The organism is uncultured Actinomyces sp. (assembly GCA_900541895.1).
Taxonomy (GTDB): Bacteria; Actinomycetota; Actinomycetes; order Actinomycetales; family Actinomycetaceae; genus Pauljensenia.
The window spans coordinates 1-25,765 of record UWSI01000023.1; the positions used below are offsets into that span (position 1 = coordinate 1).

At 56.9% G+C, this 25,765-nt stretch carries 23 protein-coding genes; 11 read left to right on the forward strand and 12 right to left on the reverse strand.

Annotated features, from left to right (window positions below; translation table 11 throughout):
- The 3 genes from QZR18_RS06315 to QZR18_RS06325 form a co-directional block, all read left to right on the forward strand.
- Positions 1 to 994 (forward strand): hypothetical protein (locus QZR18_RS06315; RefSeq protein WP_295910700.1); only part of this gene is annotated, 994 nt, incomplete at its 5' end.
- Positions 894 to 1,874, forward strand: a complete 981-nt coding sequence (gene xerA / locus QZR18_RS06320) for a site-specific tyrosine recombinase/integron integrase (RefSeq protein ID WP_295910701.1) — start codon at positions 894 to 896, stop codon at positions 1,872 to 1,874. The genes QZR18_RS06315 and xerA, both read left to right, overlap by 101 nt.
- 15 nt (positions 1,875 to 1,889) lie before the next feature.
- Complete coding sequence (locus tag QZR18_RS06325; protein WP_295910702.1) at positions 1,890 to 2,435, forward strand: restriction endonuclease subunit S; 546 nt, start codon at positions 1,890 to 1,892, stop codon at positions 2,433 to 2,435.
- Here QZR18_RS06325 and QZR18_RS06330 read toward each other — a convergent pair.
- The 4 genes from QZR18_RS06330 to QZR18_RS06345 form a co-directional block, all read right to left on the reverse strand.
- On the reverse strand, positions 2,393 to 3,646 hold the full coding sequence (locus QZR18_RS06330) for a restriction endonuclease subunit S (RefSeq protein ID WP_295910703.1): 1,254 nt from the start codon (positions 3,644 to 3,646) through the stop codon (positions 2,393 to 2,395). The genes QZR18_RS06325 and QZR18_RS06330 overlap by 43 nt on opposite strands.
- Entirely contained in the window at positions 3,639 to 5,267 is a 1,629-nt protein-coding gene (locus QZR18_RS06335) for a class I SAM-dependent DNA methyltransferase (RefSeq protein WP_178704682.1), read from the reverse strand. Before QZR18_RS06335 ends, QZR18_RS06330 begins: the two co-directional genes overlap by 8 nt.
- Positions 5,268 to 5,284: 17 nt before the next feature.
- On the reverse strand, positions 5,285 to 8,461 hold the full coding sequence (locus QZR18_RS06340) for a type I restriction endonuclease subunit R (RefSeq protein WP_295910706.1): 3,177 nt from the start codon (positions 8,459 to 8,461) through the stop codon (positions 5,285 to 5,287).
- A 69-nt stretch (positions 8,462 to 8,530) separates the two neighbouring features.
- Positions 8,531 to 8,677, reverse strand: coding sequence for a helix-turn-helix transcriptional regulator (locus QZR18_RS06345; RefSeq protein ID WP_178704679.1), 147 nt, complete (start codon positions 8,675 to 8,677; stop codon positions 8,531 to 8,533).
- A 376-nt stretch (positions 8,678 to 9,053) separates the two neighbouring features.
- Between QZR18_RS06345 and QZR18_RS06350 the strand changes: the two genes are divergently transcribed.
- From QZR18_RS06350 to QZR18_RS06370, 5 genes are all read left to right on the forward strand, one after another.
- A complete protein-coding gene (locus QZR18_RS06350; protein WP_178704677.1) occupies positions 9,054 to 9,590 on the forward strand; it encodes a hypothetical protein in 537 nt (178 codons plus the stop codon).
- Positions 9,591 to 9,663: 73 nt separating this feature from the next.
- The gene (locus QZR18_RS06355) at positions 9,664 to 9,843 is read left to right on the forward strand and encodes a transposase (protein ID WP_178704674.1); all 180 of its coding nucleotides are present in this window, start codon (positions 9,664 to 9,666) and stop codon (positions 9,841 to 9,843) included.
- Between the two features lie 23 nt (positions 9,844 to 9,866).
- Positions 9,867 to 11,363, forward strand: a complete 1,497-nt coding sequence (locus tag QZR18_RS06360; RefSeq protein WP_178704671.1) for a type ISP restriction/modification enzyme — start codon at positions 9,867 to 9,869, stop codon at positions 11,361 to 11,363.
- A gap of 632 nt (positions 11,364 to 11,995) precedes the next feature.
- Positions 11,996 to 12,178, forward strand: a complete 183-nt coding sequence (locus QZR18_RS06365) for a hypothetical protein (protein WP_295910715.1) — start codon at positions 11,996 to 11,998, stop codon at positions 12,176 to 12,178.
- A 60-nt stretch (positions 12,179 to 12,238) separates the two neighbouring features.
- Entirely contained in the window at positions 12,239 to 13,300 is a 1,062-nt protein-coding gene (locus QZR18_RS06370; protein WP_295910717.1) for a transposase, read from the forward strand.
- Here the strand turns inward: QZR18_RS06370 and QZR18_RS06375 are convergent.
- A complete protein-coding gene (locus QZR18_RS06375; protein ID WP_178704668.1) occupies positions 13,293 to 14,180 on the reverse strand; it encodes a hypothetical protein in 888 nt (295 codons plus the stop codon). The genes QZR18_RS06370 and QZR18_RS06375 overlap by 8 nt on opposite strands.
- A gap of 374 nt (positions 14,181 to 14,554) precedes the next feature.
- On the opposite strand from QZR18_RS06375, the gene QZR18_RS06380 reads away from it, so the two are divergent.
- The gene (locus QZR18_RS06380; protein WP_178704665.1) at positions 14,555 to 14,839 is read left to right on the forward strand and encodes a transposase; all 285 of its coding nucleotides are present in this window, start codon (positions 14,555 to 14,557) and stop codon (positions 14,837 to 14,839) included.
- Positions 14,840 to 14,881: 42 nt separating this feature from the next.
- Here the strand turns inward: QZR18_RS06380 and QZR18_RS06385 are convergent, their stop codons facing one another.
- Positions 14,882 to 15,880, reverse strand: coding sequence for an Abi family protein (locus tag QZR18_RS06385; RefSeq protein ID WP_178704662.1), 999 nt, complete (start codon positions 15,878 to 15,880; stop codon positions 14,882 to 14,884).
- 367 nt (positions 15,881 to 16,247) lie between these two features.
- A complete protein-coding gene (locus tag QZR18_RS06390; protein WP_178704688.1) occupies positions 16,248 to 16,760 on the reverse strand; it encodes a PH domain-containing protein in 513 nt (170 codons plus the stop codon).
- Positions 16,761 to 16,848: 88 nt separating this feature from the next.
- On the opposite strand from QZR18_RS06390, the gene QZR18_RS06395 reads away from it, so the two are divergent.
- A complete protein-coding gene (locus QZR18_RS06395) occupies positions 16,849 to 17,250 on the forward strand; it encodes a hypothetical protein (RefSeq protein ID WP_178704659.1) in 402 nt (133 codons plus the stop codon).
- A gap of 165 nt (positions 17,251 to 17,415) precedes the next feature.
- Here the strand turns inward: QZR18_RS06395 and QZR18_RS06400 are convergent, their stop codons facing one another.
- The 4 genes from QZR18_RS06400 to QZR18_RS06415 all read right to left on the reverse strand — a co-directional run bounded on the left by QZR18_RS06400 (position 17,416) and on the right by QZR18_RS06415 (position 21,439).
- Complete coding sequence (locus tag QZR18_RS06400) at positions 17,416 to 17,898, reverse strand: hypothetical protein (protein ID WP_295910713.1); 483 nt, start codon at positions 17,896 to 17,898, stop codon at positions 17,416 to 17,418.
- Positions 17,899 to 18,141: 243 nt separating this feature from the next.
- Complete coding sequence (ilvC, locus tag QZR18_RS06405) at positions 18,142 to 19,167, reverse strand: ketol-acid reductoisomerase (protein ID WP_178704656.1); 1,026 nt, start codon at positions 19,165 to 19,167, stop codon at positions 18,142 to 18,144.
- A 2-nt stretch (positions 19,168 to 19,169) separates the two neighbouring features.
- Entirely contained in the window at positions 19,170 to 19,676 is a 507-nt protein-coding gene (gene ilvN / locus QZR18_RS06410; protein WP_178704653.1) for an acetolactate synthase small subunit, read from the reverse strand.
- Complete coding sequence (locus QZR18_RS06415; protein WP_178704650.1) at positions 19,676 to 21,439, reverse strand: acetolactate synthase large subunit; 1,764 nt, start codon at positions 21,437 to 21,439, stop codon at positions 19,676 to 19,678. Before QZR18_RS06415 ends, ilvN begins: the two co-directional genes overlap by 1 nt.
- A gap of 486 nt (positions 21,440 to 21,925) precedes the next feature.
- Between QZR18_RS06415 and QZR18_RS06420 the strand changes: the two genes are divergently transcribed.
- Positions 21,926 to 23,518, forward strand: coding sequence for an aspartate:alanine exchanger family transporter (locus QZR18_RS06420; RefSeq protein ID WP_178704647.1), 1,593 nt, complete (start codon positions 21,926 to 21,928; stop codon positions 23,516 to 23,518).
- A 133-nt stretch (positions 23,519 to 23,651) separates the two neighbouring features.
- Here QZR18_RS06420 and infB read toward each other — a convergent pair.
- A partial coding sequence (infB, locus tag QZR18_RS06425; protein WP_295910714.1) for a translation initiation factor IF-2 occupies positions 23,652 to 25,765 on the reverse strand: 2,114 nt, incomplete at its 5' end.

The window sequence follows — 25,765 nt, forward strand, 5'->3', positions numbered from 1 at the left end:
TTGCGCGGTGACTGCCGGGTGGATGGTCGTTCGGTCGGCGCAAAACGATAATTTATATGCCATGCTGCAGACGCTCTACGGCTACTGGTTCTTGCAGTTCGACTTTCCCGACGAGAACGGTCAACCATACCGCTCGTCCGGCGGACGAATGGTCTGGAACAACCAGCTCAAGCGCGAGATACCTGCAGGATGGCGAGTCGGAGCTAACGAAGAACTCTTCGACGGAATCCGCACCGGACTCAACCCACGTCAGAACTTCAGCCTCCGAACTCAAGGGATCGCTTATCTAACAGTGAAGAACTTGACGAAGGATGGCGGTCTGGACTTTGCCTCATGCGACTACATCGACGAGGAAGCGATGGAGAAAGTGCGTCGCCGCTCCGATCTGCGCGTTGGAGACATTCTCTTCGCGAGCATCGCACCGCTTCGGCGATGCTTTCTAATCTACGAGGAACCACGAGACTGGGAGATCAACGAATCCGTTTTCTCGATCAGGCCGCGACGCGGTGTTACGACGCCTGAGTACGTCTACTGCCATCTCATGAGCGATGCTTTTGTGAAACAGGCCGAACAGAGCTCAACGGGAAGCATATTCAAGGGCATCCGCCACGAAACACTGAAGGGCTTGATGACGGTCATCCCGCCCGAGACCGTTGCGCAATCATACGCATCCGCAGTCTCTCCGATTATGAGAATGCGCAACGACAATCTGGAAGAGAACAGGAAGCTACAGGAGCTACGCGACTGGTTACTGCCGATGCTGATGAACGGTCAGGCGACGGTGGCGAGTTCAGATAAATTATCGTTTGGAGCGAGGTGCTCCCATCGGCGGCGGGGCAACCCAAGCCGGGAGCAGCCGCCGACCTGCGTTCTCCCCGTTGACGGAGGACGACATGAAGCAACAACTCATCGCGGACGTTCTACAGGGCATGCTCAACGTGCTCGACAACGCCCAGCTCAAGCAACTCAAATCCACCCTGCATCGCGTGATTGAAGACTACGAAGTGGAGTCAGGCCAACAGAAGCGAGACAATGACGATGGTCTGCTCGACGCCTTCATTGCAGCGAAACGTTTGGAAGGTTGTTCTGAGAAGACGCTCGTCTACTACGAGCGCACTATCACAGCGATGCTCAACGGCACCTCGATCTCAGCAACAAGGATACGAACCGAGGACCTACGCGCCTACTTGACCACGTATCAGCAGGAACGTGGTTCAAGTCAGATCACCATCGACAACATACGGCGCATCCTCTCCAGCTTCTTCGCATGGCTCGAAGATGAAGACCACATCGTCAAAAGCCCCGTTCGGCGCATCCACAAGGTCAAAGCGGCCATCAGGGTCAAAGAGACCTACACAGACGAGGAACTGGAAACGATGCGCGACCGATGTCCAACATCGCGTGACCTTGCGATAATCGACATGCTGGCCTCCACCGGCATGCGCGTAGGTGAGCTAGTGAAGCTCAACAGGGCAGACATCGACTTCGGGGAACGGGAGTGCGTTGTGCAGGGCAAAGGGAACAAAGAACGGGTCGCCTACTTCGACGCACGAACCAAGATCCACCTGCGTGAGTACCTCGACCGACGTGACGATGATGACCCCGCACTGTTCGTCGGCCTGTATGTGCCACACAGGCGGCTAAGCATTGGCGCAATCGAAGCAAGGTTGAGACAATTGGGGGCAGCGCTGAACATCGAGAAGGTTCACCCGCACAAGTTCCGCAGGACGCTCGCGACGAAGGCCATTGACAAAGGCATGCCAGTGGAGCAGTTGCAACACCTACTCGGTCATCAACGCATCGACACCACGCTGCAGTATGCGATGGTAAGACAGACGAACGTGAAGAACGCCCACAGGCGATACATCGGATAGAGCGGACAGGACATAGTGGAGACCAAGACGCTGGCCGAGATAGGCACCGTGGTCACGGGCAAAACCCCGAGCACCTCCCGTCGCGACTACTACGGTGGCGACGTTCCGTTCATCACCCCAACCGAGCTTCATGCAGGTCGCACTGTAGGTCAGAGCGCAAAGACGCTGTCCGAAGCAGGGCTTCAGTCGATCAAAGGGAGCATTCTCGAAGGCACCAGTGTTCTAGTTGGCTGTATCGGTTGGGATATAGGCAACATCGCAATGACGAATGATCGGTGTGCGAGCAACCAACAGATCAACGCAGTGACGTCGATCATCTCAGAGGTGAATCCTTCATATCTCTATTACTGGCTCTCGACGAAGAAGGACTATCTGTTCTCTATAGCCTCGGTGACTCGGACGCCGATTCTCAGCAAGAGCACGTTCGAGCAAGTGAAGGTACCCGTGCCAAGCCGAGATGTTCAGGACGGTATCGCACACATACTTGTGAGCATCGATGACCAGATCGCCACGAACGATCAGGTAAACGATAATTTATCTGAACTCGCCACCGTCGCCTGACCGTTCATCAGCATCGGCAGTAACCAGTCGCGTAGCTCACCAAGACGCGAACTCTCTTGTACACGCTCAATGATTGATCGCGCAACCGGAATCTGGTTGAACGCTGTAGCTACTGATTCCGAGTACGCCACAACCACGTCTAGAAGATCGTCTGCTTTGACTGTTGGCATGCGAGTGCCGGTCGATGATCGAACGGCGTGAGAGAACATCTGCTCACTTGTGAGCGTTGCCAGCGCGAAGTTGTAGTCGTCCACTCTAACCGGTGAGAACGAATGAACTGTGCCCACGACTACGCCATTGCATGGGGCGATACCGGCCTTCTTCAAGTATGGTCGTATGGCACCGAACAAGATGTCACCTTCGCTCATCTGGTATAGGTTCGACGAGAAGGCATCGCTTCTGCTCAAGTTGTTCAACGCAATCGATCCTGTGGGCATCACGCTGAGGTCGATGGTGGGTTCGACGGTTCCGTAATCGAATGCTTTGCGGTTCTTCTTCAGAAGTTCACGCAACGTCACTGCGCGCCACCCGGCGGGTATCTCGCGCTTGAGCTGGTCATTCCATACCATTCGTCCGCCGGACGCACGGTATGGTTGACCGTTCTTGTCGGGGAAGTCGAACTGCAAGAACCAGTACCCGTAGAGCGTCTGCAACATGGCCTGTAAATTATCGTTTACCTGATTGTTCAGTTCGATCTGTTGTTCGATTGAGTACAGTAAGTCGCCGATCTGAACTTGGGAGTTTAGATCAGGTAGATCAACTTCGACATGCGAGAAGATTGCTTCGTTGAAGCTTGCTCGAGTTGTCATCGTCGTTACGCTGTTGATAATTCTTCTGAAGTACTCGCTGCGTAGAAAGAAGCCCATGAACCGTGGGTCTGGGTTTGACGGATCGCGCGGACGTAGTCGCTTGGCGAAGCCACTGAATGTTGCGTTTGGATGGTCTTGGAGGGCGACGCTACTCATTGCGAGTTCGTCTAGGGTCTCGCTGGTTCTTGTCAGAAACACGTCGCCTTCCCGAACCGAGAACTTCTCCTGTTGCTCAGGGGTAGTGTCCATAAGTTCAGTTAGGCGCTCTGGGATGAAGTAGTTGTTGTAGATGTCTTTGAAGGCTACGAAGGGAGCGCCGTGGCCAGCTTGATCCTTCGTAGTTGAGATACCAGAGCTGATTTCATAGAGATCTGCAAGGCGGTGCCGCTTGAACTCACTCATAGCTCACCATGCCGAGTTGAGTCATGATTTCATCTTGCAGGTTCGCGCTCTTGGTGAAGAGGTCTTGGAGCGCGGCTTGGTATTCGGCCATTTGGGCTTGGAACTCTTCGGGGGTGAGGTCGACGTACTCGATCTTGACATCGAAGTATTGGCCTGCTGCGAGGGAATAGTTCTTTTCTTTGATGTCGTCGTAGCTGACGATTACGGAGAAGTCGTCCACAGCTTCTTGTTTGGTGAACGTCTCGACAATCTGATCGATCTCCTCTGCGCGGAGGCGACGTTTCTGGATACCGCGTTCTTTGTAGAGTTCACCAAGTTTGGATGCATCTATCAAGATGACGTTGTCACTGTCACCCGATTTGTCGAAGAACAGTACGGAGACGTTGGTGCCGGTGTTGGCAAACACGTTGGGTGGCATGCTGACTGCGCCGTAGACGATTCTGCTGTCGATCAGGCGGTGTAGCACGTCCTTCTCGACGCCGCTTTTGGCGGTCAGGAAACCTGTGGGTACGACGATTGCGCCTTTGCCCTCCGATTTGAGGGAGTTGATGACGTGCTGGATAAATAGCGGATAGATCGCCATCTTGTCTTTTTTCTTCGCGGGAACCTTCGGTACGCCGCCCCAGAAACGTTCAGGCATCGCGGACAGTCTCTCTTGGGTGTCCGAGAAGTCCATTTTGAAGGGTGGGTTCGATACCACATAGTCGAACTGTCGAAGCTCGGATCCGTCGTCGCTCTTGTGATACGGCTGGGTGAGCGTGTCACCCTGAACCGCGTGATCCAGCGACGAGACCAGCGAGTTGAGGATGAGGTTCAGCTTGAGCATCTTGTTGCTGCGCTGGGAGATGTCTTGGGCAAAGATCGTGCATCTGTCTTCACCGATTGCGTGGCTGAGCGCCATGAGGAGCGTTCCGGTTCCGGCTGACGGATCGTAGCACTCGACGTTGTGGAGGTCGTGTTCGTCTCCAACGAGTAGCCTGGCCATGATGGTGGCGATGGCGTGCGGCGTGTAGTACTCGGCGTACTTGCCTCCACCGGCGGTGTTGTAGTCCTTGATCAGGTATTCGAACACTGCGGCGAAGAAGTCGTAGTGCTCTTTGAAAGAATCCTCGAACGAGAAGTTCACCAGCTTATCTATAAGCGCTCTGGCGAAAGCCGCGCGTTGTGCATCATCGGTGACGTAGATGGTGAGCCGCTCAAACAAGGGGATCTTGGTGCGCTCAGTGGTTTGGGTCGAGAAGATTTCGATGTTGTCATTTGCGATGTCCAGCATGATTGCGTCGAAGATCGCGTCAAACTCGCCCTTGGCTTGTTGGTTCCACAGGTTCGCTATAAGGTGTTCAGGCTTCAGACGCGGAACGTCAGGGGAGAGCAGATCAAGCAGATCGAGCCGCTCGTCCTCGCCCATATGAGCGTAGGCGACTTCCCACTGGTCAGCATCGGCGAGCGCCGGGCTGAGCTTCTTGACCTCGTAGCCGAATTTGTCATTGAGGAACTTGTACAAGAACACCTGTGTGATGATCTTGTACTCGTTGCCGTCGTTACCCAGACCGTACGTTTGGCAGGTTGCTTTGAGGGCGTCGATGAGTTCATCGGTGTCCCTCTTGATGTCTTGGCTCATGAAGTTTGATCCTTTCATCATGCAATCGTGTGTGCGCCGGTGTACTGGTCGCGGTATTGCCGGGTGATGCGTTCTTGCATGAAGGTTTTGTCGGCTCGGGTACCGTTGAGGTTGAGTTCTGCTAGAGCTAAAGCCAGAGTCTGCATCACGACCTGGGAGAAGTACCCATCGGTTCTCAGAATGTCGGCTCGTTCGTATATCTTGTAGTCAATCTCTTTCTTCACGACAGTAAGGAACTCGACGAGTTCCTCGTCATATTCGAACCCCATAGGTGGCTGCCCTGATCTGCGGCGCCGTTCACTTTCCTCCCGAATTCGTTTGTGAACACGCACAAACTTCGGGTCGGCGTTGTATCGACGCAACAAGGCATTGTTGCGTCGCTTGATCTCGATGAGGCGATTCATGACTTGGTCGAGGGCGCGGTCTTCTTCGTCGAAGGCGCTCATCGAGTCGATGACGAAGCCACGCTCCTTGAACCGATGCATGAAGGCGTCGCGGAGGGTAACGAACTCGGGGTCTTCTTGATCTATGTTCGCTGTGAACTCGCGAATCGCGCGCCTCCACTTCGCTTGGAACTTGTCGCCTGCACCGGCGAGGATGTTCAGTTCCTCTTCGTTCTTCAGACGGAACTTGAACTCAATGTCGAGCATCGCCTCGTTGATGACCCGTCGAGTTTCATCGGTGCTTGTGAACGCTTCTTTCTGGTTGAGGATACCAATGGCGTTCTCAACTTCGGAGAGCAGGGAAGGGAGCTTCTCAATGTTCATTCGCTCCATCGCGGCCTTGAGGTCATCATCGCCGAAGGCACGTGCGAGGTTCATGCCTTCCCGGATTGACTGCAGGGCTTTCCGGAGTTCAACGAGTATCTCTTTCTCGTCGACCCCTGCTATCTGGCGGCTGAATTCCTCAGCGTTATCGAGATCGTAAGTGAAGAGGATGTTCCTGGCCTCGCGTACTTGAGCGACGAGCGCGGCGGGATCCTCGATTACTTGTTCAATCGCGGCGCGCCCGTCCTCTCCCGTTTCTTCTGGGTCGTTGAACTTGTTGAGTTCCTTGAGGTAGGCCGCGTTGGTTTCGTCAAAGTTCTGTTTGATGTCTGCGAAGTCCACTACGTACCCGTACTTGTGGTCTTTGTAGGGGCGGTTGACACGCGTCAGCGCTTGGAGCAGGTTGTGGTCTTTGAGTTTTCGACCGAGGTACAGACGTTTGAGTCGGGGTGCGTCGAACCCGGTGAGAAGCATGTTGAAGACGATCAGGATGTCTACGGTGTAGTTCTTCTTGAAGTCTTTGATGATCTGCTTTTGGGTGTCTTTGTCATCGCTGTCGAATAGGATCAGGCCAGCGCGCAGCTTCGACGGGTTACTGCTCGTCGCGTTGAGTTCGGCCTGGATTTCATCGAAGTACGCGGCGAGGTTCCGAGCTTGTTGGCTGGTCTCGCAGATCACCATGCCGCCAAGGCTGTCGTCACCGTTGATCGTACGGAAGCGCTTGAAGTCGGTGATGACGTAGCGAAGCAGTTCTTTAACGTAGTGCTCGTGTTCGACGATTTCCTTCTTGCTGACCTCTTTCTTGAGTACCAGATGGTCGAGGCTGTCGTAGATCTCAGAGAGCTTGTCCCGGTAGGCGGTCTCGATGTCCTCGCGGATGATCTTGAGGGTGTAGCCATCTTGGATTGACTTGTCGTAGTAGTAGGTGTGCAGGTAATCGCCGAAGACTTTCCAGGATGCACGCTCATCTTTGAGTAGCGGCGTGCCAGTGAGCGCGATCTTGACCGAGTTGGGGTCAGATTCGAGCATGTTTGCCAGGAAGCTACCTTTCGGGTTGTAGCCTCGGTGCGCCTCATCGATGATGAACACTCGTTGCAGGTTCGTCGCATAGGCAGATGCATCGATCTTGGTTTTATCCTCGTCGAACCGTTGGATGTTCACAACGGTCACTTCGCGCCGTCCCGAGTCACCCTCAAGTGATTGATTCGTGCGGAACTGTTCCATCAGTTCTACACGTGAGTTCGCGGTCTTCACTTCCAAGCCGCGCGCTTCGAACTCTTGCGATGCTTGCTCTAGAAGGTCGAGACGGTCAACGATGAAGTAGAACTTCGCCACTTTGTTATGCGCCGCGAAATAGTCGGTCAGAACGTTGTTCAAGTAGTAGGACAAAGCCGTCTTGCCGCTACCTTGCGTATGCCAAATGACCCCAGAAGTGACGCCCTCATTGAGCCGTTGACGTACCGCCAAGGACGCGAACAACTGTTGGTAGCGCATGATGTGCTTTTGATCGGTGGATTCGATCTTTCCGTCAACCTCACGGTCGATTCGCACGTAGGCAATCCCGTACTTGATGAGGAACAGCAGCCGCTCTGGGGACACCATCGAAGTGAGCACCCGGTTCGTTGGCGTGTTCTCTTTCAGATTCGTGGCGTACTCAGGGGTGGTGCGAATGACTTGAACGTTGTAGTCATCCAAGATCCGTCGCTCGACGTCATCGTCGACCTTTGCGTAGGGGAACTGGGCATGGAAGGGTGCCTCGGCTGACCCTGCTGGGTTGTCTTCACGGAATGTAGAGAACTTCGTATCACCGCGCGCGCCCGTGCAGTAGAAGACACCCTGGATCGGGGTGATGCCTCCCTCCGCGTCGTACTCCATGTTGTTGGAGAAAATCATCAACTGCGTGATGTTGATGAATCGGCGGAACTTACGATTTGGGAAACGCCCACGGTTCATGCGCGTGCTCTCAGCAACCATTCCACCCCGATTGTTTGGCTTCTTCACCTCCACAAAACACAGAGGGAGACCATTCACAAAAAGGGTGATGTCCGGGCGGAACTCGTCCTGCCCGTTCTTGCACGTGAACTCAGCAGTGAAATGAAACGTGTTGTTCGCGGGATTGTCGAAGTCAACCAACTTCACTGGGCTTGAACTGACCAGACGGTTGTAGAAGCTCCAACCCAGGTCGTCATTGTCGAGTTCCTGTCGGATGCTACGAAGCACCTCGTCAGCGCGGCCCGCATGCTCGGGGTTGAGCTTCTCGAACTGAGACTTGAACACTTCGATGAGGATGTTCGTATCCGGGTCATATACGGTACCGGCCACGTCCTCGGTGACCTTACCGAAGTAGGTGTACCCCAGTCTGGTCAGATGAATCATCGCTGGCATCTGTACCCTGGTCGCCTCATCAAAAGTCCGCATTCGTGTCATAATCTAGGCTCCTTCGCCTCCAACAACCTCGACGATGTCTGCGATGTCGCAGACAAGGGTCTCGCAGATTCACACGAGCACATCAGTCTGTACGTTGCCGCCTCGCCCGAGCTTCGCCATGGTAGATGGCGAGATCTTTGCCATGGTCTGGAGCTGGGTCTTGTTCATCCCTTTGTCGATCAACAGTTTCCAAAGCTTGTTGTAGCTGAGCTTCATTCCTCGCCCCTTTCGTCCATCGTGTTCCATGCCCGCCCGTACAGTGATGCTGTGCCCTCGCCAAGCTCGAAAACCGTGTGGCTTTCAACCGTCGCTTGGGTTGCAGCGGTGTACAACAGGTGCTTGTCGAAGGCAACGAGCACCTGCTTTCTGTACCGCTCACTCTCCACGTACAGTAGCATGATCTTTTCGACAGGCTCGTAAGCTGAAGCACTGACAAATCGAACAGGATGAGGTTCTTAGCTTTGGTGCCGTCGCCTTTGTCTCTTGGTGTGCCGAACTGGTAGGTCTGATTACCCTGGCTTCCCTCTTTCAGCTTGAACTCGGGAGGGTTCTGACTGTCACCGTAGATTGCCTTGTTGCCATCAGCCAGCGCTTGGTTGAGCTTCCCGGTCATTTCTCCCAAGAGCGCTGGCCGTCTGTTCGCGAGTTCCTCAGCCGCTACCTTGACTTCTATCTTGGCGGCCTGCGCCTTCTCGAAGGCGTCGATCTGAGCGGTGAGGCGTTGAATGGTCGCGTTATACCGACCGGCATCAGCAAGCTCCTGGTCGTTGAGGTTCGAAGAGATACTGATGGCGGCCATCTGGGTACGAACCTGATTGATCTGTCCATCCAGCACGTCGGCAATCTCGTTGTAACGAGCCTGTTGTTCATCGAGTTGTCGGTCGAGTATTCCGGTCAGCTTGCGATGGAAGCCTTCTATCTGACGCAATGCCACGATGTTCGCGTCAGGGAAGAAAACGCCAAGTTCGTTGATTTCCTCGGTGTCGATTTCTGGGGTACCGCGACGGGTTCTTGGAGGGGTCTGGGTTTTCGGATCGTTTGTTTTGAGAGGGTTGTTTTGAGTAGTCCCGGCTGCTTGTGGCCGGGCAGAATGGATGACCATGAGGAAGTTTTCGAAGCACACGCCTGAGCAGATTGTCGTGAAGCTGGAGAAGGCCGAGGCGTTGCGAGGTGAGGGTATGAGTACGGCCTAGGCTTGCCGCGTGCTGGGTATCAGCGAGGCGACATTGTGTCGGTGGCACCAGCGTTATGGGTCGATGAGTCGTCGTGAGGCCAAGGAACTGCGTGAGTTTCGCGAGCAAAACGCGCGCCTCAAACAGTTGCTGGGACAAGCAGAGCTGGAGAAAGCAGCGTTGCGTGAGCTCGCGGAGGGAAACTTCTAGGCCCGGCGCGCAGGCACGACGCTGTGAACCACCTGATCGGCCAGGGGTTTTCTCAGCGCCTTGCATGCCGCGTCGCCGGGCTGTCCCGGTCAGCGTATTGCCGGGCTCGCGCGGCGGGCGGGGCGAAAACGCTGCGTGATCATGGGCCTGTGCGCCAGTGGATGAACGATTGTGCCGCCACGCATCGACGGTGGGGCTATAAACCTGCCTGGGCGCGGGCCAAGAGTGAGGGCATTGTCGTGGGGCGTGATACGTTCCGGCGCTTGGGCGCACCGAAGGGGCTGCGCGTGCGAGCGCGCAAAGCGCACAAGACCCGCACCGCGCCACATCTACAGCACCTGGTCAGGGCTAGCGTTCCTGGACAGGTGTGGCTCGTTGATTTCCAGTTTGACTCGGACTGGAAGGGGCGTGTCTTGAAGGTCTGTAACGTCATTGATGAGTTCACGCGCCAGCACCTGGCTTTGCGCGTTGAGCGGCGCATGGGAGCCGCCGACGTGATCGAAATGCTTGACCTGGCTGTCCTCACCCATGGGACACCCCAGGTGCTGCGCGCCGATAACGGGCCCGAATTCATCGCCGCAGCCATGGGAGGCTGGGCCAGCAAGCACGACACGCTACAAGCATTCATACCCCCAGGCCAACCCTGGCTGGGCGGATTCGTGGAGTCCTTGCACAACCGCATGCGCGACGAACTCCTCGAGGACAACATGTTCGAGGACCTCTCCCCCGCCTCCAGCAGCGAACCCGACCTGTTCGCTGACCTGGCGACCGCCTCGGAGAGCACCTCGGATGGGGCGGCCACGGCCTCGTCCCTGGATTTCTCGCGGCCAATCGGCGACCAGATCCCCGTAATTCTGGACGGGTACCGCCGCGTCGATAACGTCACGGACGCGACGCTGACCTCGTACCGGGAGCATTACGGCGATGCGGGGATCACGAAGGAGGACATTTTCTTCTACGTGTATGCGCTGCTGCACCACCCGGAGTATCGGGAGCGCTACGAGGATGATTTGAAGAAGATGCTGCCGCACATTCCTCGCGCGGCGGGTTTCCACACCTATGCGAGCGTGGGCCGCGAACTGGCGGACCTGCACGTGAACTACGAGCGGGTGGAGCCGTATCCGTCAGTACAGGAGGAGGCAAGCCTGCACGCGCCCGCGGACCCGTGGGAGCGCTACCGGATCGGCGAGCGCAAGATGCGTTTCCCTGCGTTGGGGCGCCGCGATAAGGACGTCACGCGCTTGGAGTACAACGACTACATGACACTGACGGGCATTCCGGCTGAGGCGCAGGGCTATTCAATTTCGGGCCGTAGCCCGCTGGAGTGGATCATCGACCGCTACCACGTGAAAACGGACAAGGCGTCGGGCATCGTCAACGACCCGAACGATTTCCTGCGCGAGCAGGGCCGCCCCGACGCGGTCGTGGACCTGATCAAGCGCCTGGTGACGGTATCCATGCGAACCCAAGAGCTCCTAAAGACCCTGCCGCCCCTTGAGATTCCGGAGGTGCAGGGCTGAGTTCCGCAGATCTGCTCTGATCCCCGGATAGTCAGCAGCGCATGACTTGCACCACCAGTGGCCCAAATGGCGAGATTTCAGCTCCTTGACACCCCGAGAACGCTAGATCGGGGCTAACCGTTCAGCCCGCCCCAGCACATGCTGGGAGCGGGCTGGATCTTTTTAAGGAACTCAACGGAGATGTTGACCATGTCGAAGTCGCTGAAGCCTGGCACGACCATAAGTGATCAGATTTCGATCCTTCAAAGCCGCGGGATGTCCATCGATACAGACCTGGCCACCCAATGGTTGATCAACGTCAGCTACTACCGCCTATCCGGCTCTTCAGAGTTGAGTGTGGGTGACCGGGTGTTGGTCGGGGGTTGCGGGTAGAGGTCGAGGTCCTTGATGATGAGCGGACTTCTACCCCCGCTGTCTTCAAGGACCTCGGGCGGTGTCTCACCCTACCTGCTACTGCTGGCCTGCGTCGCTTGATCGTTGTGATCGGTGTGATCTGCTCGTCAACTTGGAGGGTTTCCATCTGATGAGTGTGGCTCGCACCCCCAGAAGCTCTGGTAGTCGATATTGAGTCATGCAACCAGCTGGTTGGCTGCCCGAGTTGTGGGGTGATCGCGCAAGGTCACGGGCGCGTGATGGTAGAGGTGATTGACGCGCCCTGGGCCGGGATTCCGGCAAGGATCCGGTGGCACAAACGACGCTGGCGGTGCCTGGAAAAGACCTGCCAGACGGTGACATTCCTGGAACATGACGAGCGGGTGTGCGCACCCCGGGCGCGTCTGGGGATGCGGGCGATTCGCTGGGCGATCCGTCAGTAACGTTTCGAGGGAGCCACCATTGCAGGATTGGCTCGACAACTGGCAACTACGTGGAACACCGTGTGGTCCCATATCAAGCCGTGTCTGCAAGCCGCATCTGATGACCCCACCCGCTTCACAGGCGTGCAGGTACTGGGAGTCGATGAGCACGTGTGGCACCACCAGGACCGACGCCGCCGGGGCCCACGTGAACTCACCGGCATCGTGGACCTGACACGAGGGAAGGATCATCCCACGGCCCGCCTGTTGGACCTGATCCCAGGAAGGTCTGGCACCGTGTACAAGAACTGGCTGGCCGAGCGCGGCGAACAGTTTCGCTCCGGTATCCAGATCGCGACGCTGGATCCCTTCCAGGGATATAAGAACGCCATTGATGACCAGCTCCAAGACGCAACCAGCGTGCTGGACGCCTTTCATATCGTCAAGCTCGCCGCGGACGCTCTCGATGAGGTATGCCGCCACGTCCAGCAAGACACCCTGGGTCACCGCGGGCGCAAGGGTGATCCCCTCTATCAGATCCGGCTTCTTTTGCGCGCCTCGCGCCGCAGACTCACCCCACGTCAAAAGGAAAGCCTCCGTGAGGCCCTCGTGGCAGATGAGGCGCATATCAGTGTCGAAGTCGCCTACCTGCTCACCCAGCAAGTACGCGAGGTCTTCCACCAAGCCACACCCGGCCAAGGCCGACGCCTGGCCACGCACCTCATTGAGCGCCTGCCAACGTGTCCCATGCCCGAAATCGCTCGCCTGGGCCGGACCCTACGCAAGTGGAAGGACGCCTTCTTGGCCTACTTCGACACAGGAGGAGCCAGCAACGGCCCCACCGAAGCCATCAACGGACATTATCGAACTAGGCAGACGCACCGCCAGAGGCTACCGCAACCCCACCAACCACAAACTCCGAATGCTCCTCATCGCAGGAGGCCTAGACGCCTCCACCCACACTCAACTCTGAAGAGCCACATTGCCAACTCGCTTGTACCTCGCGACCAGTCTTGGGCAGAAGAGCCACACTTAGTGAGCCAGTATTCAGAGATCTTTGACCCCCTGCTCGTTCGACACAATGTTGCCTCCGCACGGATAGCCGCGCGGAGGCAACACCATGATCGTCGCGGGGCTAGCTGAGCCAGGTCGGTTGAACGTGGCGGAAGAGCACGACGATCAGAACTGGCACGCATGCAAGCAGCAGGACACCCAATATGTAGCTCCAGCCCGGAACGGGAAGATGGTCGATAAGCCAGCCACTTACGCTGCCCGCACGGTGCGCGGCGACTCGCCGCTCACAGAACTCCCGAATCATCATTCCAAGAGCAAAGAAGCAGAGCACGGCCGTCACGAGCATCACCACGAAGACCAGTGAGACATAGGGAAAGGCGCGTTCAGCACTGAGTAGATCGAAAGCCTCGGCGAACGGTACCAGCTTGTCGTCGCCGGTTGCTTCAGACAGCATTCGACTGAGATCCGGGATCGACAGGCTGGACTTTCCTGTAGACAGATTGAAACACGACCAGTAGGTTGCGTAGGTGGCCGTAACCGCCAGAAAGCTCGCGACGATGGAGGAGCGAAGAGGCTTCGACACGCGCCTACTCCTCAAGGATAGGCCTGCAGTCAGCAATGACATCGTCATCAAGAACACAGAAGTGATCACGAGGAGACCCACCAGAATCTCGTAGTACCTCATGAGGAAGATAGCAATAACGACGAAGGCAGCAAAGCCAAGCACAATCATCAGCCACATGTCCCCATCACTGTCGGCCCTTCTTGAGCCGCTCTCACCGGCGACAGTCACGTGTGTCGAGTTGTCGTCACCAATATGCGTATAGTTTCGATTGCCGGCAACCATGGCGACATCACTATTCGCTGCCATCACCTGTTGGGTCACGGCACCTCCTCCAGATGCTGTAGGTTCCGGGGCCATTGAGCTATCCGGGACCAGTTTCGCAAGAATGATCCCAGAGACAACACCGGACACAATGCCAATCACAAGTTCAACAATCCAGGACATGATCTTTCCTTTCTTATCGATCGCGGTCTTCATCGACAGCATCTAACTGTCAAGCCAAGAGTAAGATGGCCCGCCTACATCTGCGTATCCACGTCAAACCAAATTCCTTGTACTCACTGCTCAGCGAGGAGGCAGCCACGATCAGGGCGAGGAGTTCCACCTCAATGCACATACGTTAACGCATGTTGCGAATAGTTGCATGACGGTTACAGCGTATTCTTATTGTTTCGTGTCGTTTCTTGGCGTATGTCGGTATATAAGAGTGCGGTCCCTGCAGTGGGGATGCCTTGGAGGAGCGCTCAGTGCGGAGAGCACATGCCATGTTGCACTTCGTTAAGCTTGTGGGTGTGCCTGCGGAGAGGGAGGTGCCTGTTATGGGAACTCGTCATCGTTTTACGCCGGATTATCATCGTAATGTTGCGACTCTGGTGTTAGATTCGGGGTCGTCGATTGCGTCTATGACCCGGGATTTAGGGCTGGGTGAAACGGTGGTGGGCCAGTGGATCAAAATCGAGCGCGAGAGGCGTCAGGCCGCCGCGCAGGGCCGCCCCGACGCGGTCGTGGACCTGATCAAGCGCCTGGTGACGGTCTCGATGCGAACCCAGGAGCTCCTGGCGACGCTGCCGAAGTTGGAGATCCCGAAGGACGTATGCCGCTAGCAGTATCAACAGACGGGTAGCTCTGCGGGTTCCGGCACGCTACTAGTCGGTCGTATAGCCGTCGCACGTCCGTTCTTCAACGCGGGCACAGTATCCCCGGCCGATCTCGATGAGCGCTTTGATGGTGCGATAGACTTCGGGGTTCTGCTCCATCGACATTTTCGGTGTGCGCCCGAAATACTCCTCAAGCTTGTCCTCCATGCGCTTATTGAGCTTCTGAACATCCTCGACGGAGTGTTTGAACATTCCACGACTATTGACCAAACGAAGATAGGTATAAAGCATCGTTGAATAGTTATGAACGATTAGCCGCCTATAGCTCTTCCCGAGCGAACTCTTTCGCACACCTTTCGAGTGAGGATCTCGCCCACACAGCCACATTCCCTGTCGAAGCACCTGAGTGTCATATGGCGCTCCTCCCTGAGATCCCACGGATTGCGTCGGAACCACAATTGTCACGTCAGACAAGAGGCAACACCCATGAGAAACAGCATTTCGTAGCTTTCTGACAATGAACAGCAAATGCTCAAGAACAGCATCTTCGCCTTTGATTTGACAATAGCTCTTATAGAGACGAATTTGTGACGCAAACGTTCCTAGTTCCCACCAATGCCACAGCGAACGGTCCGTTTGGCAATGCGCAACGAGGCTTTCGATATAAGGATTAGAAGATGCAGCCGTCTGATCCTTCCACCCCTTGACACCAGCTTCACGAACGATTCGCTCAGCCATGCTCGGGTCCGTTTCATTCATCAGGCGGGCATTCAACCATACCTTCAGCGCATGTTCGATTGCTAGACAATGATCCAGACATAGGCGACTGAGCGAAATATCAATCCTTGATAGCTCAACGAGATGCGCGAAGTCGCAGGAAAATTGGCCATATTCACCACGTCGATAATTGTGTCGATAGGCTTTAATTTTAAAATAGTATGTATTTTCTTTCAAGAATCGGCGCGCATCAGATTCGGACATAATCTCAAAAGAAATACCACAGCGGCGAAGATGATCAATTTGTTCATCAAGCCCGTAATGAGACATGCTCACATCACCTTTGAAGGAAACAGTAATGAAAAGGAGGGGATGAACAATTAGTTCATTCCCCTCCCGATCCCGGCGGGCAAACCCGACTAGATCTACGTTGTGACTTCATGCTAACAAGCAAACAACAAGACTTGTCAAACTCACACGAGTGCCCTCTGTCACACCTAGTGTGTATTCCTTGCACTACGGATTCCCGACTCTGGCATGGATGATCATGTGTTGGTTCTGAGTTGTGCATAGAGATCGGGGCCCTTGATCACAGTTCACTACCGCCCGCTCATCGTAGGATATAGACGATCAGAGCCCCTCACGGCGCCCGCAGATGCTCCCTGTCCACCGCCGCCGCGACACCCACGGTTCACCCTCACGAATTCGGATCGGCGTCGATCGCTCCTTGAACGTCGTTGAACAGCAGGTTCGAGATCTCAACCTGGACGATCTCCACATTCGGTACATCGTGCAGCAGCAGTGGGTCATCGGCCGAGGTCTGTAAGGCAAGCGTTCCACACCCGAACAAGCGATCATTCAGCTCCTTGACCATCTGAATGTCCGAGATGCGGCTGAGCGGCAGGTCATGCCCCGTGCGCTGGAAAATGCCCGAGCGCGTGATGATCCGCTTCGTCGTCACCGTGTAGGTCACCGACAGCCACTTCAACCAGGGAACGACGAACAACGGAATCGCAACAATCACAAAGACGATCCAAATCGCCGGCAGAGCCCACTTTTGCGAGTCCACAGGCACAAACACCGATCCAACAATTGCGGCAGCAAGCAGCAGTACAACCGCCACAATCCTCCACAGCAGCACTTTGATGTGCGTGTGCATATGGCGGACGATGACTTCATCTTTGCTTAAGAGCTTCTTTGACAAACCCATGGCCTCATTCTGCCAGATCACACCTTGACCTTCTGACAATTTCGACTCCCCTCGAGCCTGCTAGTCTGGAGCAGTCGAGAGGAAACACATGAACACCCTGGTCACTATCCTTCTGGTTTGCGCCGCACTCATCGTTGTCATTGCCGGCCTCCACCTCTTCGTGACCGGACTTTTGGTCCGCAACCAAGCTGTACGCCCTCCCCTCGGCCTCTATCTGCGCGATATCCCGGTCGGCTCGCACGCGTGGAACGCCGGCCACCAAGCCGTCTGGGTCCTCCTCTTCATGGGCGGAGTCTTGGGAACCGCGCAGGGAATCGCCGTCATCGCCATGGCCTTCATGCACTCCCCAGGCTCGACCTCGACCAGCCTGATTTTCCTTGTGATGGGCGCACTCACCGTCGCGGCCCTCGGCTGGAACGCGCGAGCAGGCGCCACCCAGGTTGCGCTGGCAACGATCGAAGAAGACCAATCCTCCGCCGACGAGGCCTAGCCCCCCTCCTTCCCTTCGCTTCCCTCACCGATAACGGCTTTCTCTCTCTCCCCCCCCGATAACGACCTCAACAGACGCCGGGGCCGGGGAGAATCTGCACTCCCCGGCCCCGGCCTCGTTAATCAGCAGATGACTCGTTAATCAACAACACATCAGAGGATCAGCTCAGATCCACGCTCCAGAACGAGCGAAGTAGTACCAGCGGTCGTCGATCTTCTGCCGGCCGGTAAGCATCTGTCCGTCGGTGCCGAAGTAGTACCAAGACAGGCCAATGCGCTGCCAGCCGGTCGCCATATGGCCGTCCGTTCCAAAGCGGTACCAATGCCCATCGAGGTTCTTCCAGCCGGTCACCATGCGGCCATCAAGTCCGAAGTTGTACCAGTGGCCATCAATCTGCGCCCACCAGATCTTCATGACACCCGTGCTCGGATCGAAGTAGTACCAGTGACCTGCTTCTTCGAACCAACCATTCGTGCGCGCACCATAGGAGGTGTAGTGACTCCACTTTCCATCCTGTTGCTCCCATCCGGTGACCATGATTCCATCGGCGTTGAAACGGTAGGTCGCATCGCCAATGACGACGCTTTGCGAGGCCGTGAAGCTACCATCTTCGAGCTGGCTTTGACACAGAAAAGCTTCAATTGGCACAGCCTATCCAAGGCCTCTCCCCCACCCTCCACACGAAGTCAGTAAAAGACACAGGTCATAAGGCATGACATTCACCGACTTCGTGTGTCTTTTCGGGAAGGAAGGGCTCCGACCCGCAAGCGAACACAAAAACGCTGTGGGCCGGTGCGTATGCACCGGCCCGTCGCCGGTTGATCACAACTTCTGTCTTAATCAGTAGTCAGCTCAGCTAAGGAAGCCGGCCGAACTTTAGATCGCATCAGCTCAGCGAGCTGCGCTACCTTCGGTGTAGTCCTCATCGGCCTGGGTCCAACCGAAAGCCTTACGCAGCTTCTGGCCGGTGGCCTCGATCGGGTGAGACTCTTCCTCGGCGCGCAGAGCCTTGAACTCAAGAGCACCATTGTCCTGGTCCTCAATGAAGCGGCGTGCGAAAGTGCCGTCCTGAATATCGGACAGGATGTCGCGCATAGCCTGCTTGGAAGATTCGCCAATGACGCGCGGACCAGAGATGTAGTCGCCATACTCAGCGGTGTCAGAGCAAGACCAACGCTGCTTGGTGATGCCACCTTCGTTGATCAGGTCAACGATCTGCTTCATCTCGTGGCAGACCTCGAAGTAGGCAATCTCGGGCTGGTAGCCAGCGTTCACCAGGGTCTCAAAGCCAGCCTGGATCAGGTGAGAAACGCCGCCACACAGAACAGCCTGCTCGCCGAAGAGGTCAGTCTCGGTCTCTTCAGTGAAGGTGGTCTTGATGACGCCGGCGCGAGTGCCACCGATTGCCTTTGCGTAGGACAGAACCAGCTCCCAAGCCTGACCGGAAGCGTCAACCTCAACGGCGACGACATCCGGGGTACCCTTGCCCTGGGTGTAGGTCTCGCGAACCTTGTGGCCGGGGCCCTTGGGGGCAACCATGATGACATCGTGGCCGGTGGGGACCTCGATGTAGCCGTAGCGGATGTTGAAGCCGTGCGCGAAGAGCAGGGCTGCGCCCTCCTTCAGGTTGGGGGCAACCTGCTCGGCGTAAACGAAACGCTGAACCTGGTCGGGCAGGAGGATGGAGACGACGTCACCCTCGGCCACGGCCTCGGGAACATCCTTCACCTCGAGGCCAGCGGCCTCGGCCTTGGCCCACGAAGAGGAACCGGGACGCAGACCAACGACCACGTCAACGCCGGAATCCTTCAGGTTAAGCGCGTGTGCGTGTCCCTGTGAGCCGTAGCCAATAACGGCAACCTTCTTGGACTGGATCAGCGACAGGTCTGCGCCGTCATCGTAGATGATCTCTGCCATTGTTAATTCTCCTTTAGTTGATCCGTAATCGAGTGGTCACCGCGGCCGATCGCCACGGCGCCCGATTGAACGAGTTCGGTGACGCCGTAGGGCTCAAGTGCCCGCAGCAGCGCCTCCAGCTTGGGTAGTGAACCGATCGATTCAATAACGACCGCTTCGGGATGGACATCAACGACGTGTGCGCGGAACAAATCCACGATCTGCAGCACCGAGGTCCGGCACGTTTCATCAGCACGAACCTTCATGAGCAGCATGCGACGCTCGACGGCCTCGTCGGGGTTAAGCTCAACAATCTTTAGAACATTGATCAGCTTGCCCAGTTGGCGCTTGACTTGCTCAATGGGGGCGGTGTCCGCATCAACAATGATGGTCATGCGGGAAATATCGGGGTGCTCGGTCTCCCCCACCGTCAATGACTTGATATTGAAGGCTCGGCGAGCAAACAAAGCGGAGACGCGGGTCAGCACGCCGGGCTTGTTTTCCACCAAAACAGAAAGCGTATGCCTCATCAGTCTTCCACCTCCCAGTCGGGGGCGATATCTCGCGCATAGCGGATATCGTCATTGGGGACGCCGGCTGCAACCATCGGCCACACCATAGCATCTTTAGAAACCCTAAAGTCCAACAAAACTGGACGATCGTTAATTGACATGGCCCATTCAATGGCCTCTTCAATCTCTTCTGCATTGCGCACAGTCCGCGCGGCCATTCCATAGGCCTGAGCAAGCATCTCAAAGTTCGGGATCTGCTCACCATCTTGCGGGTTCAGGGTCGTGTTCGAATAGCGCTCACCGTAGAACAGTGTCTGCCACTGGCGGACCATTCCCAACACGGAGTTGTTAATCAGCGCAACCTTCACAGGAATTCCGTTCACAGTGCAGGTTGCTAATTCTTGGTTAGTCATCTGGAAGGAACCATCACCATCGATCGCCCAGACGACCGATTCGGGGGCACCCACCTGTGCGCCCATCGCTGCGGGGATGCAGTATCCCATGGTTCCCAGACCACACGACGAAATGAAGTGGGACGGCTTTTCCAGCTGAAGGAACTGAGCCGCCCACATCTGGTGCTGGCCCACACCGGTCACGTAAATCGCATCGGGACCGGCAATTTCAGAAAGCTTCGAGATCACCTTTTGGGGAGCCATGAAACCGTCGCTCGGCTCGCTCCAGCCAAGCGGATACTTCTCACGCAGGCGGTTAAGGTAACGCCACCATCCCGAAAGGTCCGGGCGTCCCAAGCGCTCGTAGGCCTCGGGAAGAGCAGCATTCAGAGCAGCCAAGGCGGGCTTCAAATCCGCAACCACGGCCACATCTGCGTAGCGATTCTTCGACATCTCTGCCAGATCAATATCGATGTGCACGATGCGTGCGCGCGGCGCGAAGGAGTCCAGCTGCCCGGTCACGCGGTCATCAAAACGCGCACCCAGAGCCACAATCAAGTCCGCGCGCTGCAGTGCGCCAACCGCGGGAACCGTACCGTGCATTCCCGGCATCTTGAGGTTGTGCGGGTCAGAGTCGGGGAAAGCTCCGCGTGCGGGAAGCGTTGTGACGACTGCTGCGTCGGACAATTCCACCAGCGCGCGTAGTTCTTCTTCCGCACGGGCGCGGACGAGGCCACCACCGACGTAGAGCACGGGAGCCTGGGCTCGCGCGATTTCCTCGGCGGCGCGAGCAATTTGGCGGGGAACGGGCTCGAATGCGGGCTCATAGCCGGGAAGCTGCAGCTCAACCGGCCACTGGTATTCAAATTCTTCAACCTGAGCCGAACGGGTAATGTCCACGAGGACCGGACCGGGACGACCGGTCGAGGCGATGTGGAAGGCTTCAGCCAGACGCTGAGGGATCTCAGCCGCGCGAGTGACCAGGAACGAATGCTTTGCCAAGGGCATCGATGCCCCGACGATGTCAGCTTCCTGGAATGCATCAGTTCCGATCAACGACGCACCGACCTGGCCGGAGATCACAACGATCGGGACCGAATCGATATTCGCGTCTGCGATTGCTGTCAAGGTATTCGTCGCGCCCGGACCCGAGGTCACGATCGCAACACCGACCTTCCCGCTTGCCAGTGCGTAGCCTTGCGCTGCGTGTCCCGCGCCCTGCTCGTGGCGAACCAAGATGTGGTGCAGTGACGAGCTCATCAGAGGGTCATAGGTGGGAAGAATTGCTCCACCGGGCATACCGAAAACGTCGGTGACCCCCAGGGCTTCAAGGGTCTTCACAATGGCCTGTGCGCCGGTCATGACCTGGCGTTGTTCTTCAGTCATCATCAGCCTTCCAGTCGGTTCTACGCTTCCGCTTCAAGGAGCGCGGTTTGCGCCGCAATTCCTTGGCGAATCATGGGGTGTTGGCATGAAAAAATCCCCTTCACAGGTGCGGGCGCGTTTTCCTCTGTTCCCGAGGCCGAATAACGCGTAGCGCAAGTGCGCGGGGATTGTGGCGTGCGTTCCATCCGACAATTCACACGGCAGGAATCGCACGCCTGGGTACGATGACCGAGACGAGAATTCCTGAAATGCGAAGCTTCATCACGTCTCTAACCGTACGGGCTTGCGTCACCATCGGCCTTTTGATCTCACAGTACAAGATAAATGGGACCTTGGCCTCAAAATCGAAAATTTGTCAGACGTGAGCTAACAGCAATTAGCACCATTTCCGCAGAATCTCGCGAATCGCCCATTTTGTCCTTTTCCAGAAGAGTCAGATACTGAAAACGGATAGAAAAATCCTGATCACCAGACAATGGAGCCCTCACAGTGGAGATCTTATTTACCAAGCTTGCTGATCAGCCTGTCCTGTTCTTGTTCCTCCTCGTTGGCGTGGGAATGGCCTTTGGCCACATCAAGATCAAGGGCGTCGGCTTGGGCGCAGCAGCTGTCCTCTTCCTTGCAATCATCCTGTCCGCATGGGCTGAAACCTACGGAATTCACCTACGCGTCACCCGAGAGCTGGGCACACTTGGCCTTGCGCTCTTCACCTTCGCTATCGGTATGAACTCCGGCGCTTCCTTCTTCCACAACATCAAGAGCGCGGTCGGACCGATCTTGGCAATGGTTGCCCTATATGGCGTATCCGCGGCCGCCGGAGAAGTTATCGGCCGCATGTGGGGAATGGACCCCGCACTCATCGCCGGCACCTTCGCCGGTTCAGTAACCAACACCCCCGCCTTGGCCGCTGCCGGCACGGCCTCAGGAAAGTTGGACCTCGCGACGGTCGGTTATTCGATTGCTTACCTCTTCGGCGTCGTCGGAATGCTCATCGCTTCTGCAGCAGCTCTCTCTTACGGCAAGCGCGATAAAGATGCCCCCTCTCCCCTGGCAAACCGTACGATTCGCGTCGAACGCGGAGATCATCCCTGCATCGGCGATATCCACACAATGATGGGTTCAAAGGTGACCTTCTCACGTCTGCGCCGAGGCGAAACCGGCCCCATCATGCGTCCTTCAATGAACGACACCCTTGACCAGGGCGACTTGGTGACCGTCGTTGGCCCGCGTGAGTTGGTTGCCCGAGTTGCAACTGAACTCGGTCACCCCTCGTCGCACTCCTTGATCGAGGACCGTGCATACTTGGACTTCCGTCGCGTGACGATTTCTAACCCGAAGCTTGCCGGACATACCGTTGAAGAACTGGGCCTGGCGGATAAGTACTCCGCAACAATTTCCCGCGTGCGCCGAGGCGACGTCGATATGATCGCTGAACCCGGACTGATCCTCCAGCAGGGCGACCGCGTTCGTGTCGTTGCACCCACCTCAAAGATGCGCGAGATTACGAAGTTCTTTGGTGACTCTGCACGAGGCCTCTCCGACCTGAACCCGATCGCCTTGGGTGTCGGCATGGCACTGGGCATTCTGATTGGCGAAATCCCGATCTTTACCCCAACCGGCGCTTACTTCTCGATCGGTTCAGCTGCTGGAACGTTGATCGTGGGCCTGATCTTCGGACGTGTGGGACGTATTGGCCCCTTCGTGACCGCAATGCCGTTCACGGCCGGTCAGGTTCTGGCAGAGTTCGGCCTTCTGGTCTTCCTTGCACAAGCGGGCGCTAACGCAGGTGGACAGATCGAAAAGGCCTTCACCTCTGGCACCTGGCTTCAGATCCTGTTGCTGGGCATGATCATGACCTCGATCATGGCCATTGGCCTGTACGTCGTCATGCGCTGGTTGTTCAAGATGGGTGGAACGAAGCTCTCCGGTCTGCTCGCTGGTGCTCAAACGCAGCCTGCAGTCCTTGCCTTCGCAAACTCTCGCACGAATATGGATCCGCGCGTTTCCTTGGGCTACGCGCTGGTCTACCCCGTTGCCATGATCGGCAAGATCCTCGTCGCACAGATCATGGGCGGCTTGTAATCGCTCCCCCACTGTGCTCCCCCACTGTTTTGAGCGCACAATCAAGCCGCGCTTACAACAGCCAGCGACGAAACTAAAGGTTGGGCCCCGCACCAGCAGGTGCGGGGCCCAAACCCTTGTCTCAGCGAAGACCTCAGTCACGCGGCTTTTCGCGCATTTCCCAGGTCTCGATGATGTCGCCTTCTTGAATGTCCTTGTAACCCAGGGTAATACCACATTCGTAGCCCTCGCGGACCTCGGTGACATCGTCCTTCTCGCGGCGAAGCGATGCGATCTCCAGGTTGTCTGCAACAACCACACCGTCGCGGACCAAGCGAGCCTTGGTTCCACGCTTGATCGTGCCATTGCGAACAATCGAACCCGCAATATTGCCGAACTTGCCGGAACGGAAGACCTGACGGATTTCCGCGCTGCCCAGTGCGACCTCTTCGTAGATCGGCTTGAGCATGCCCTTCATCGCGGCCTCGACATCGTCGATCGCCGAGTAGATGACGTTGTAGTACTTGATCTCGACACCCTCGGCATCGGCCAGTTCCTGAACGCGTTCAGCCGGGCGGACATTGAAGCCAATGATGACCGCGTTGTCCACGGTTGCCAGGTTGACATCGTTCTGGGTGATTGCGCCAACACCGCGGTGGATGATGCGAAGAGCAACCTCTTCGCCCACATCGATGCGCAGCAGCGAGTCTTCCAGGGCTTCAACAGCACCGGAGACGTCACCCTTAATGACCAAGTTGAGGGTATCGACCTCGCCTTCCTTAAGGACCTTATCGAAGTCTTCAAGGGAGACACGCTTACGACGCTTGGCCAGCATGGCCTGGCGTTCAGCAGCCTCACGCTTGTCAGCGATCTGGCGGGCAGTACGGTCATCGGTGGCGACCAAGAAGGAGTCGCCAGCGCGAGGAACCGAGGTCAAGCCCAGCACTGCAACGGGGGTCGAGGGACCGGCCTCGGCGACATCGTTACCACTGTCGTCGAACATCGCACGAACACGGCCGTGCGAAGAACCGACAACCAGGGAATCACCGACGCGCAGGGTACCGCGCTGAACCAGCATGGTCGCCACTGCACCGCGGCCCTTATCCAGGTTCGCTTCGATGGCAACACCGCGGGCATCGGTATCGGGGTTCGCTTCAAGGGTCAGCGCTGCATCAGCAGTCAGCAGCACGGCCTCGAGAAGCTCACGGATACCCTTGCGCTGCTTGGCCGAGATGTCGACGAACATAACGTCGCCGCCGTACTCTTCAGCAACCAGGCCGTACTCGGTGAGCTGGGCACGAATCTTATCGGGGTTCGCGCCTTCCTTATCGATCTTGTTGACAGCAACAACGATCGGCACGCCAGCGGCCTGCGCGTGGTTAATTGCTTCAACGGTCTGAGGCATGACACCGTCATCCGCTGCAACCACAAGGATCGCAATATCGGTGACCTGCGCACCACGGGCACGCATAGCGGTGAAGGCCTCGTGGCCGGGGGTATCGATGAAAGTGATACGGCGAGGAGTTCCGTCCTCGGACTTCACCTGCACCTGGTAGGCACCAATGTGCTGGGTAATGCCACCGTGCTCAGAGTCGACAACATCGGTGTGACGGATCGCGTCGAGCAGCTTGGTCTTACCGTGGTCGACGTGGCCCATGACCGTGACGACCGGGGGACGCGGCTGCATGTTCTCTGCATCGTCCAGCTCTTCGGCTTCGAGGTCGATGTCGAAGGACTCGAGCAGTTCACGATCCTCATCTTCAGGCGAAACAACCTTGACGTCGTAGCCGAGCTCTGCGCCCAGCGCTTCGAAGGTGTCCTGATCCAGCGACTGCGTGGCGGTTGCCATCTCTCCCAAGTGGAAGAGGACGGTCACCAGCGCTGCGGGATTGACGTTGATCTTCTCAGCGAAGTCAGCAAGGGAGGCACCCTGACGGATACGGACCTGCTGTCCATCGCCACGAGGAATTGAAACGCCGCCAATGACGGGTGCGTTCTGCTGTTCAAACTCTTGACGCTTTGCGCGCTTCGACTTACGTCCGCGCGAGCTCTTGCCGCCACCGCGACCGAATGCGCCCGGCGTTGCACCGCGGCCGCCACCGCGACCACCGCGCGGCGGAGCGAAACCGCCACCGGCATTTGCTCCGGGAGCACCCTGGCCACCGCCATTACCGCCACCCGGACGGGTACCGCGGCCTCGGCCACCACGAGGACGTTCAGAAGAAGGTGCGGGACGATCCGAGCGAGCGAAGTTCGCCTGTCCGGGCA

Excerpts from the sequence above, each read along its gene's own strand:
- xerA (WP_295910701.1), top strand. The coding sequence starts at position 894 with ATGAAGCAACAACTCATCGCGGACGTTCTACAGGGCATGCTCAACGTG.
- QZR18_RS06330 (WP_295910703.1), bottom strand. The coding sequence starts at position 3,646 with ATGAGTGAGTTCAAGCGGCACCGCCTTGCAGATCTCTATGAAATCAGC.
- QZR18_RS06335 (WP_178704682.1), bottom strand. The coding sequence starts at position 5,267 with ATGAGCCAAGACATCAAGAGGGACACCGATGAACTCATCGACGCCCTC.
- QZR18_RS06340 (WP_295910706.1), bottom strand. The coding sequence starts at position 8,461 with ATGACACGAATGCGGACTTTTGATGAGGCGACCAGGGTACAGATGCCA.
- QZR18_RS06345 (WP_178704679.1), bottom strand. The coding sequence starts at position 8,677 with ATGAAGCTCAGCTACAACAAGCTTTGGAAACTGTTGATCGACAAAGGG.
- QZR18_RS06365 (WP_295910715.1), top strand. The coding sequence starts at position 11,996 with ATGGTAGAGGTGATTGACGCGCCCTGGGCCGGGATTCCGGCAAGGATC.
- QZR18_RS06375 (WP_178704668.1), bottom strand. The coding sequence starts at position 14,180 with ATGTCCTGGATTGTTGAACTTGTGATTGGCATTGTGTCCGGTGTTGTC.
- QZR18_RS06380 (WP_178704665.1), top strand. The coding sequence starts at position 14,555 with ATGGGAACTCGTCATCGTTTTACGCCGGATTATCATCGTAATGTTGCG.
- QZR18_RS06385 (WP_178704662.1), bottom strand. The coding sequence starts at position 15,880 with ATGTCTCATTACGGGCTTGATGAACAAATTGATCATCTTCGCCGCTGT.
- QZR18_RS06390 (WP_178704688.1), bottom strand. The coding sequence starts at position 16,760 with ATGGGTTTGTCAAAGAAGCTCTTAAGCAAAGATGAAGTCATCGTCCGC.
- QZR18_RS06395 (WP_178704659.1), top strand. The coding sequence starts at position 16,849 with ATGAACACCCTGGTCACTATCCTTCTGGTTTGCGCCGCACTCATCGTT.
- ilvC (WP_178704656.1), bottom strand. The coding sequence starts at position 19,167 with ATGGCAGAGATCATCTACGATGACGGCGCAGACCTGTCGCTGATCCAG.
- ilvN (WP_178704653.1), bottom strand. The coding sequence starts at position 19,676 with ATGAGGCATACGCTTTCTGTTTTGGTGGAAAACAAGCCCGGCGTGCTG.
- QZR18_RS06415 (WP_178704650.1), bottom strand. The coding sequence starts at position 21,439 with ATGATGACTGAAGAACAACGCCAGGTCATGACCGGCGCACAGGCCATT.